The organism is Marinomonas vulgaris, from assembly GCF_018145875.1.
GTDB classification, from domain to species: Bacteria; Pseudomonadota; Gammaproteobacteria; order Pseudomonadales; family Marinomonadaceae; genus Marinomonas; species Marinomonas vulgaris.
The window spans coordinates 1-9,492 of record NZ_JAGSSV010000038.1; the positions used below are offsets into that span (position 1 = coordinate 1).

General features: G+C 46.2%; 6 protein-coding genes and 3 pseudogenes. 6 read left to right on the top strand and 3 right to left on the bottom strand.

The window, feature by feature from the left end:
* The first annotated feature begins 91 nt into the window (after window positions 1-91).
* Window positions 92-1,108, top strand: a complete 1,017-nt coding sequence (locus J9B83_RS15145) for an MFS transporter (RefSeq protein ID WP_328797752.1) — start codon at window positions 92-94, stop codon at window positions 1,106-1,108.
* A gap of 45 nt (window positions 1,109-1,153) precedes the next feature.
* Complete coding sequence (locus J9B83_RS15150; RefSeq protein ID WP_211537648.1) at window positions 1,154-2,311, top strand: MFS transporter; 1,158 nt, start codon at window positions 1,154-1,156, stop codon at window positions 2,309-2,311.
* A gap of 229 nt (window positions 2,312-2,540) precedes the next feature.
* Here J9B83_RS15150 and umuC read toward each other — a convergent pair whose 3' ends face one another.
* The 3 genes from umuC to J9B83_RS15165 form a co-directional block, all read right to left on the bottom strand.
* Window positions 2,541-3,812, bottom strand: a complete 1,272-nt coding sequence (gene umuC, locus J9B83_RS15155) for a translesion error-prone DNA polymerase V subunit UmuC (protein WP_211537652.1) — start codon at window positions 3,810-3,812, stop codon at window positions 2,541-2,543.
* On the bottom strand, window positions 3,812-4,258 hold the full coding sequence (gene umuD, locus J9B83_RS15160) for a translesion error-prone DNA polymerase V autoproteolytic subunit (protein WP_211537649.1): 447 nt from the start codon (window positions 4,256-4,258) through the stop codon (window positions 3,812-3,814). Before umuD ends, umuC begins: the two co-directional genes overlap by 1 nt.
* Before the next feature lie 220 nt (window positions 4,259-4,478).
* Complete coding sequence (locus J9B83_RS15165; RefSeq protein ID WP_211537650.1) at window positions 4,479-5,048, bottom strand: porin family protein; 570 nt, start codon at window positions 5,046-5,048, stop codon at window positions 4,479-4,481.
* A gap of 252 nt (window positions 5,049-5,300) precedes the next feature.
* On the opposite strand from J9B83_RS15165, the pseudogene J9B83_RS15170 reads away from it, so the two are divergent.
* The 4 genes and pseudogenes from J9B83_RS15170 to J9B83_RS15185 form a co-directional block, all read left to right on the top strand.
* Window positions 5,301-5,828, top strand: a pseudogene (locus tag J9B83_RS15170) (IS5 family transposase); the annotation flags it as partial.
* Window positions 5,829-6,441: 613 nt separating this feature from the next.
* The gene (ltrA, locus tag J9B83_RS15175) at window positions 6,442-7,923 is read left to right on the top strand and encodes a group II intron reverse transcriptase/maturase (protein ID WP_211537651.1); all 1,482 of its coding nucleotides are present in this window, start codon (window positions 6,442-6,444) and stop codon (window positions 7,921-7,923) included.
* Between the two features lie 109 nt (window positions 7,924-8,032).
* Window positions 8,033-8,479 (top strand): annotated as a pseudogene (locus J9B83_RS15180) (IS5 family transposase); the annotation flags it as partial.
* A gap of 244 nt (window positions 8,480-8,723) precedes the next feature.
* Window positions 8,724-9,480, top strand: a pseudogene (locus tag J9B83_RS15185) (IS5 family transposase); the annotation flags it as partial.
* Window positions 9,481-9,492 lie beyond the last annotated feature (12 nt).

The following is a 9,492-nucleotide window of genomic DNA, read 5'->3' on the forward strand; positions in this document are numbered from 1 at the left end:
AAGTGAGTGACTTTTTGTGGTTTTTAACCAAATTAGGCATTCTGGGCACAATGCGAATTCTTAATCGCAGTTTCCCTTATTACTAGGCGCCATACCGGCCGCGACCCAACTTGGCTATGCAGCGGCTTTATTATTTATATCTCCCCTTGGAGATCGTTTTCCTAGACGCAATGTCATTGCCATTTTATCCGTCTTATTGACCCTCACTGCATTCACTGCAGCGTTTTCACAAACAGGCTATGTCCTGATTGTCGCCTGTTTCGTATTAGGCCTCAGTGCCAACATTACCCAGCAACTCATCCCCTTTGCCGCGTCGTTAAGCTCTGCTAAACACAAAGCACAAGTGATGGGTACTGTCATGACTGGACTGACGATGGGCATCCTCATTTCACGAGTAATAAGCGGTAGTATCGGGGAGCAGCTTGGGTGGCGCGCTGTGTTTATTATGTCCGGTGTTATTTCAGCTTGTTTTGGCTTATTGCTGTATCGCTTCTTACCCCATAACAAGCCCACCAATACCCTACCCTATTTTAGACTCATCACCAGCATGTGGGGCCTGGTAAAACAACATACAATCTTGCGTCAAAGCGCATTGATTGGGGCGCTATGGTTTGCTGCTTTTAATGCTATGTGGGCAACCTTAGCCTTGCATGTGAGCAAACCACCCTTTAGTTACGATGCACAACAAATCGGCTTATTTGGCATTATTGCTATGTCCGGCATCGTAGGCGCCAAGCTTTCCGGAAAATGGGTACCTAAATTTGGCAGCTACCGCATATTAATCGTCTCCATGACGCTGATCATAGTGGGCTTTATTATTGCCGCTCTTTTTGCTGATCGCCTTTGGGGTCTCGCCCTTGGCATTATTCTTATTGACCTTGGCGTATTCAGCGGACAGGTCGCTAACCAAGTACGAATTTTCTCTATCGACCCCGCCGCTCAAAGCCGGATCAACGCCGTTTACATGCTGTTCTACTATTCAGGCGCTACCCTTGGTTCAGCCATTGGCGTCAAGATTATCAGTCAATTTAACTGGTTCTTTGTGTGTGTTTTTTGCGCTGCTATTACTGGACTTGGGCTGCTCTATCACTGCTTTAAGCGCAATTAATCAGCCTCCTATCTTTTTAAACTTTTCATCAACCTGGAATTCGTAATGAAACCACTTTCTCTTTTGGGTAGCTTTACTCTACTGTGCATTTCCTCTCTCACTATTATGGTGGGTGCAGTAGTTGCCCCTGGTCTTGCTAGTATTTCACAAGCATTGGGGGTTGCTGAAAACGCCAGTCTATTAATTACCTTACCCGCGTTAGGGGCGGTTCTATTTGCACCTTTTTCAGGACGTTTAATCGACCGTTATGGCGCCTACTACTGCACTTTGATCGCACTCTTTTTATACGGTGCATTGGGGCTCTCAGGGCAGTGGTTAACAGGCCCAACCGCTGTGTTCGCAAACCGCATTATTCTCGGCGCTGCAACGGCCGTTATTATGGCTGGAGGCACCACTCTTATTTCTCAGTTTTACGCCGGCCATGAGCGCCTCACCATGATCGCAAAACAGGGTATGGCGATTGAGTTAGGTGGCGTAATCTTCTTGTTTATTGGTGGCTTTGTAGCAACTGCAGGATGGAACTTACCCTTTCTTTTATACTTAATGGCATGGGTATTTCTCGCTATGTTGATAACACTTGTACCCAGTAACAAGCACCTTCACAACGAGCCAGAATCACCGCAAACATCCACTACTCAAAGCACCTTTGAGCCATTACGTTGGGTCTACATTTCTGCCTGTGTTGCTATGGTACTATTCTTCACCGCCATTGTGATATTGCCTTTTAGCATGGAAGAATCCGGTTACAGCGCCGATAAGGTGGGCATCTTTTTGGCCTTCATTTCTTTAGTTGCTGTGATTACTGCGCACTTCTTACCAAAAATAAACTTACGCTGGAAAAATAAAGGGACCTTGGGCTTTGCGTTTGCCTTTTATGCGCTGTCACATGTCGCATTTTACTTTGGAGAAGCTCTCCCTATGCTGCTTGGCGGTGTCTTTGCTGGCATCGGTTTTGGTCTGTCAATTCCTCTACTCAACCATATGACAGTCGAAAAAAGTGAAGCTAAGGTACGCGGGAAGAACTTATCTTATTTGGCAATGGCAATCTTTTTAGGCCAATTCTTAACCTCATTCATGGAACTATTACCCGGTGACTTACGCTCCGTCTACCTAGTCGCTGCCGTATTATCAGGGCTGTATTTTCTTTGTGTATTTAATGTTTTCAAGAAGTCACAAACGCCGTCACAAAAGAACAGTGCCTAATTTTAACCATTTGAAAGCGCTGTCATAATTTGTGACAGCGCTATCAAGACTCTTGATTCGTAAATCGGAATATATGTCCAAGGAAATACTTAGGGCTCAAGCAACCAGCTGCAGTATTGAAAGAAATGTGCTGAGTTGCTTAAAATGAAAAGTGTCGCACTTCGGACTTGAATTCAGGCGTGTACAAGGTGAATTACGCCGCCCCTAAAGGGAGCGGGTATATCTCTCATTACAAAACCCCTCTCAGATCTCCCCAGCGTGTTGTGTACGCAGGCGATAAATGCTCACGTTTCATCGACCAGGTTGGAGATGTGCCTTGTGATGCAAAGAACACATTGCCTAACCCACTGTGGTTAATTTTATCGACAACAGACATCAGCGCTTTTGATTGTGTTCGGTTTGTTGAGGGCCGAAATAGATCTTCTTGGAAGGTACCCTGTTCATAAAAATCAGCCAACATAACGCCTGCTTTGGCATAGCGAAATCCCGCTCGGTAGATTTGTTGGAAGATCACATTCGTCACCTCCAATAAATCGCGAGTGTCATCTGTGGGATTGGGCAGCTCCGCTGACAGTGCTTTTGAGCACTGCGGTTCGCCAGGAATAAATGGACTGGTTCGAATGAAAACAGTCACAACACGACAAAGACGCTGCTCCCCTCGCAATTTTTCGGCCGCTCTTGTGGTGTATTTCGCTACGGCTTCTCGTAATTCTTGTTTATCCGTTACCTTATGACCAAACGATCGGCTGCACACAATCTGCTGTTTGGTGGGCCGAACGGTTTCAAGCTCCAGACAAGACGTTCCATTGAGCTCACGGACAGTGCGTTCTAACACAACAGAGTACTCGCTGCGTATGGCTTTGGGGTTAGCGCGGGCCAAGTCTAACGCGGTATGAATGCCCTGCTCTTTAAGCCGTGTTGATATGCGCCGTCCTACTCCCCAAACATCACCCACATCAACCAACGCCAGTAGGCGCTTTTGTCTGTCTGGACTCATTAAATCCACCACCCCGCCAGTAGCAGGATATTTTTTGGCGGCGTGATTCGCCAGCTTGGCCAGTGTTTTAGTAGGCGCAATGCCCACTCCGATGGTAATACCTGTCCATTTATCAACCTTGGCTTTTACTTGCTGTCCAAAGGTCAAGAGATCTACAGCATGGCTAACACCCGTTAAATCCATAAAGGCTTCATCAATGGAATAGACTTCAACCCTTGGAGCTTCCTCTTCCAAAATGGTCATGACTCGGTTAGAAAGATCGGCATACAAAGCGTAATTGGACGAAAAGCAGACTATTCCATGTTGTTGAATTTGATCTTTGATTTGAAACAAGGGGACACCCATCTTAATACCAAGTGCTTTTGCTTCTTTGGAGCGTGCAACAACACAACCATCGTTGTTGGACAGCACCACAACGGGAACGTGCTTTAAGTCGGGACGAAACAGCTTTTCACAGCTGGCGTAAAAGTTATTGCAGTCGGCTAACGCGAAGACGGTTTGCATCATCCACGCTCGTACTTGCGGATCACGCTTGTCACAACACCAAATATCTCAAGTTCTGACTCTTCGGTGATCACAATCGCTTTATAGGCACGGTTGCGAGGCTGAAGTAAAACATTGGGGTGCAGTTCAAGAGTCTTAACAGTCATTTCACCATGAATACAGGCAATGACAATATCACCATGGCGAGCCGTTAATGACTTATCAACCAACAATACATCTCCAGTAAAGATACCGGCGTCCATCATGGAATCGCCTTGAACGCGCACGAAAAAAGAAGCTGTTGGATGAGAAACACAGAATTCGTTGAGATCTAAAGTTCGCTCTACAAAGTCTTGCGCGGGTGACGGAAAACCAGCGGACACCCCTTCTGCATAGAGCGGGATACGGACACTGTTGGGCGTAATAAATGAAGGGGACTCAGTAACACCAAGATACGTAACTCGCATAGCACACCTAAAATTATACTGTATATACATACAGTATAATTTCATAGCTCACACAAAGACAACTCTTTAGTTCAAAATAAACACAGCAAGATAATGGTAGGCACCACATACAGCATTCGTCGGTGGCTTATGAAACGAGAGTTTCGCCACAGACTTAGCTATTTGGTTCTGCTTGTGTGGCGATACTTCTTATAAAGAATTTTTGGTAAAGGTCGTGGGTTTAAAAACGGTATTCCGCACCAACACTCATTTGATTAAAATCAGTTTCAAACTCAGAGTCGGAAGACACGTTGTCGACTTTTAGATCGACGTCGTACCAGGTGTATTGGGCGTTGAGCAGCAAGTTTTCGGTAACTTTAAAGTCGACACCTGCGCCTGCAAACAGACTTTCATCAGCTGAGCTATCTGATATTGTAGCAATGTTGTAGTCGGTTTCATGCCAGAGTTGTCCTGCTTTTACAAATAACTCAACCGTTTGAGTAATTGGCAACGACCCCTTTAACGCAGCGGTGTAACCAGTTGTTGATGCGTTCGCTGTACTGTTGCCGTAGCGGCCAAAATCAATATAGCTACCTTCAAGAGCAAGAAAGGAATTTAATCGATAACCGACAATGCCTTGTGTTACATCGTTGTTGTCATCAAAGTCATCGTCACTTTCAACCTTTAGATAACCATAGCTACCACCGACATAAAAACCACTGTTATTTCTGGTCATGTCCTGTGCATTGGCAATACCACTGAAAGCGGTTAAAGCGAGGCTACTTGCTATAACGGGGATAAAAAATTTCATCGTAAAACTCCTTTTAGTGACTTGTTAAGAACATCGTGAGTTGAAATGTCACTGTGAAGGAGGAGGGTTTTGATGGCTAGGTTTGAGGCGGTGTTTACTCGTTTACTTCATTATCTATGCGTTTAATGTAGCTAAAAAACGCTTTACTGATACTTGAATAAGGATAAGAAGGGGTAGGCCATAAAGGCTTTAAGGAATATGCGAATAAGTCCTTCCCATGAGACAATTAATTTTTAACCTTCGAGCCTGACCATGTCACATCAACTTACCTTTGCCGACAGTGAATTCAACAATAAGCGTCGTAAAACACGCAAAGAAATTTTCTTGACTCGAATGGACGAACTGATGCCGTGGGATCAGCTTGAAGCGGTGATTGAACCTTTCTACCCAAAAGCCGGAAAAGGAAGAAGACCGTATCCATTGTCTACGATGTTTCGCATTCACTGCATGCAGCATTGGTACAACATGAGCGATCCTGCCATGGAAGACGCGCTTTATGAAATCACGTCGATGCGCCTTTTTGCTGGGTTGTCGCTGGACATCGCTATCCCTGACCACACTACTATTATGAATTTTAGGCACTTGCTGGAAAAACATAAGCTCTCCCGTCAACTTTTTAAAGAGGTCAATAAATGGCTGTCCAGCGCAGGGATTTACTTAAAAGAAGGCACGATTGTCGACGCCACCATCATTGAAGCCGCCAGTTCAACCAAGAATAAAGCGAAAGCACGCGATCCCGAGATGCACCAAACCCAAAAGGGAAAGCAATGGTTTTTTGGTCGTGCGACCTGAAAGTTGCAAGTATTTCTGTTTCGCAGGGTATGTCTACCTGACGAAACCGGTTGTTTCACCAACCGTTTCCTACTCGGACGTGCGGAGCTGGTAACAGCACCGTGCGAAGCTTCGGGGACAATGTAACCACCGATTTTTATCGGTCAGTCGAACCGTGAGAGAAGACTGAATCTGCCAGCATTAAGGCGGAGTGGTGCTAGGAATGAGCGGCTACGGCCAACAGATGTGAATCTCTTATAAACGTCGTTAAACCAGACAAGCCAAAGATGCTGATAGGCTTGAACCAAAAGGTGTGTGGCCAGGTATGGGTTCTGACCAATAACCCATCGTGAATGATGCGCCACCGGCGAAATGGGGAGGTCCGCTCCGCTCTGAAATACATGCGGAACAGGGTAAGTCCGTAGTGCTGCCATCGTTGGCAGGTGAACCGTAAGGAACATTGTTGGTGCTGCGGATAAAGGAATGTGGAAAAAGCGAAGGCCTCTCTGTAATCGAGAGGATACGGGTTGAAACATCATCCGGCGCGAAAGCGAGCAGACTTCCACGAGGTCTTTCATAGCGAGATAACTTGAAAAAAAAATCGTTTAACGGAGGAAAGCAGATGACTGCATCGGAAATCAGCGTGAAGACGCTAATCTCAGGCGCGGGTGCACCTTCGCACGAAGAATTGGTATGGCTCTGGGCAGACTGGTGTCATATTGAGAAGGACGTGAGGCGACTCCAAGTGCGTATCGCTAAAGCAACACAGGAAGGTAGATGGGGCAAAGTGAAGGCCTTGCAGCGACTGCTAACCCGCTCCTATTGCAGCAAAATGCTTGCTGTAAAACGAGTGACAGAAAATCGAGGCAAAAGAACACCGGGGATCGACGGCAAGATATGGTCGACTCCGGCCGCCAAATCAAAGGGAGCACTCACGTTAAAGCATCGCGGCTATCAGCCGCAACCGCTAAGACGTATCTACATACCCAAGAGCAATGGAAAAAAGCGTCCTCTCGGGATACCGACAATGCGAGACAGAGCGATGCAATCCTTATGGAAACTAGCACTGGAACCTGTTGCAGAGACCCGAGCGGACCCGAATTCCTATGGCTTTAGGCCCGAGCGTTCAACCGCAGACGCCATCGCACACTGTTTCAATGCGCTCGCTAAGCGAACATCCGCTACATGGGTGCTGGAGGGCGACATTCGCGGCTGCTTTGACAACATCAGCCACGATTGGCTGCTCAGAAACATAACCATGGATAAAGTCGTGCTGCGTAAATGGCTTAAAGCAGGGTATGTGGAGAAAGGAACCTTATTCGCTACCGAGGGCGGTACGCCGCAAGGCGGAATCATCTCACCGGTACTGGCGAATTTGACGCTGGATGGGCTAGAACAGGCCGTTAATATAAGCGTGTCCCAAAAGGATACGCCACGACGCCCGTTTAAAATCAACGTCGTGAGATATGCCGATGACTTCATCGTGACAGGAGCTTCGAAAGAGGTCTTGCAGCACCAAGTTCGCCCGGCAATCGAGGAGTTTTTGAAGGCACGGGGCTTGGAGCTTGCTGATGAAAAGACTAAGGTCACGCATATCGCACAAGGTTTCGATTTTCTGGGCCAAAATATACGTAAGTATTCGGGCAAACTACTGATTACCCCTGCCCGTAAAAGCGTGAAGGCGCTTTTAGATAAGGTCCGGAAAATAGTGAATGAGAACAAGTCGGCGACACAGGGGAATCTGATTCTGAATCTCAATCCGGTAATCCGAGGTTGGGCGATGTATCACCGCCATATTGTGTCTAAGGCTCGTTTCACATGGATAGATCATCAAATCTGGCGAGTTCTGTGGCGGTGGGCAGTGCGTAGGCACGCCATGAAAGGTGCGAAATGGGTAAAGAAAAAATACTTCCATGTTGAAGGGGCAAGACACTGGGTGTTTGCGTCTGATGGTTGGGTTAATGGATTAAAACAACGGTTGCGGCTGTTTTCAGCAGCGTCCGTTCTGATCGTTAGGCACATTAAAATACGTAGTGCAGTGAATCCCTATAACCCTGCATGGAACTCTTACCTAGAGCGCCGCCGTCGATCGGTTTTCCCATAGTGAGGCTCGGTCATATTAAGGCTGTTGAGAGGCTTGAGCCGTATGAGAGGTGACTCTCAAGTACGGTTCTTAGGGGAGGATGGTGTGGTAACACACTGTCCTTACCCGACTAAAAGCTCATATTGGCGTGGACGCGAGAACCGGCCTGACGCATAGCCTAAGCACAACAGCCGCCAACGTACATGACATCACAGAAACAGAAAATTTGCTTCATGGTGAGGAAACCTTTATTTCAGCGGATTCTGGTTATCGAGGCGCACAAAAACGAGAGGAACTAAAAGACATCAAGGCGGATTGGCTGATTGCAGAAATGCCAAGCAAGGTGCGTCTTCTCAAGAAACACCCGAGAATAAACAAGCAACCTATCCGAACGGAATACATTAAAGCCAGCATTCGAGCAAAAGTAGAACACCCGTTCCGGATCATAAAGCGTCAGTTTGGTTTTAGGAAAGTAATCTATAGAGGATTGGCTAAAAACGACAACAAGCTGGCGATGCTGTTTGCCTTAGCCAATGTGTTTAGGGTTGACCAGATGATACGGGCGGCAAGGGGTTAATCCGTTTAAAATCCACTAAACAAGGCTAAATAAGCCTTGTTTAGTGGTGAAAAGCATCAAAACAAGTAGAGTCCTGTGCTTTTTTATTCGAAAGAGAGAGGTTGAGTGTTTTGCGACTTCTTAATCGTAGTTTCCCTAACCTCCACTATGGAAACGGCGATTAAGAAGTTGAACAGTAGCCAGTGTTTCTGACTTGATTAAAAAACCGAAAAATATCTGTAAGCGATATTCTGATTGTTTTTACGATGCGCTTTATGAAATCGCATCTATACGTTTGTTCTCTGGCTTATCGCTGGACAGTGCCATCCCGGACCACACAACCATCATGAATTTTAAGCACTTACTGGAAAAGCATCAGCTCTGCCGTTAGCTTTTCAAAGAGGTTAACAAGTGGTTGTACAGCGCTGGTATTTATCTAAAAGAAGGCACGATTGTCGACGCGACTATTATCGAGGCGGCCAGTTCAAACAAAGAATAAAGCGAAAGCACGCGATCCAGACATGCACCAGACTCAAAAAGGGAAACAATGGTTCTTCGGGTTAAAAGCTCATATCTGCGTTGAGGTTAGAACAAGGCTAACGCAAAGTTTAAGTACGACAGCGGCTAACGAACACGACATCACAGGGACAGGACATCTGCTTCATGGTGAAGAATGCTTTATCTCGGCGGATTCAGGTTATCGAGGCGCTCAAAAACGAGAAAAGCTCAAAGACATCAAAGCGGATTGGTTGATTACCGTTACTTATAAAAAGAAAGGGCCAAGCAAAATGCCCCTTCACAAGAAGCACCCGAGAATAAATAAGCAACCTATCCGAACGAAATACATAAAAGCCAGTATCAGGGCAAAAGTAGAGCACCCGTTTCGGATCATAAAGCGTCAGTTTGGTTTTAGAAAAGTCGTCTATCGCGGCTTAGAGAAAAATGATAACAAACTGGCGATGCTGTTTGCCTTAGCCAATGTGTTCAGAATTGACCAGATGATACGAGCCGCAAGGGGTTAATCCGTTCAAAAG

What these genes read in the sequence shown, in the direction of transcription:
- umuD (WP_211537649.1), bottom strand. Translation starts at nt 4,258, where the DNA reads ATGCGAGTTACGTATCTTGGTGTTACTGAGTCCCCTTCATTTATTACG.
- J9B83_RS15165 (WP_211537650.1), bottom strand. Translation starts at nt 5,048, where the DNA reads ATGAAATTTTTTATCCCCGTTATAGCAAGTAGCCTCGCTTTAACCGCT.
- umuC (WP_211537652.1), bottom strand. Translation starts at nt 3,812, where the DNA reads ATGCAAACCGTCTTCGCGTTAGCCGACTGCAATAACTTTTACGCCAGC.
- J9B83_RS15150 (WP_211537648.1), top strand. Translation starts at nt 1,154, where the DNA reads ATGAAACCACTTTCTCTTTTGGGTAGCTTTACTCTACTGTGCATTTCC.
- ltrA (WP_211537651.1), top strand. Translation starts at nt 6,442, where the DNA reads ATGACTGCATCGGAAATCAGCGTGAAGACGCTAATCTCAGGCGCGGGT.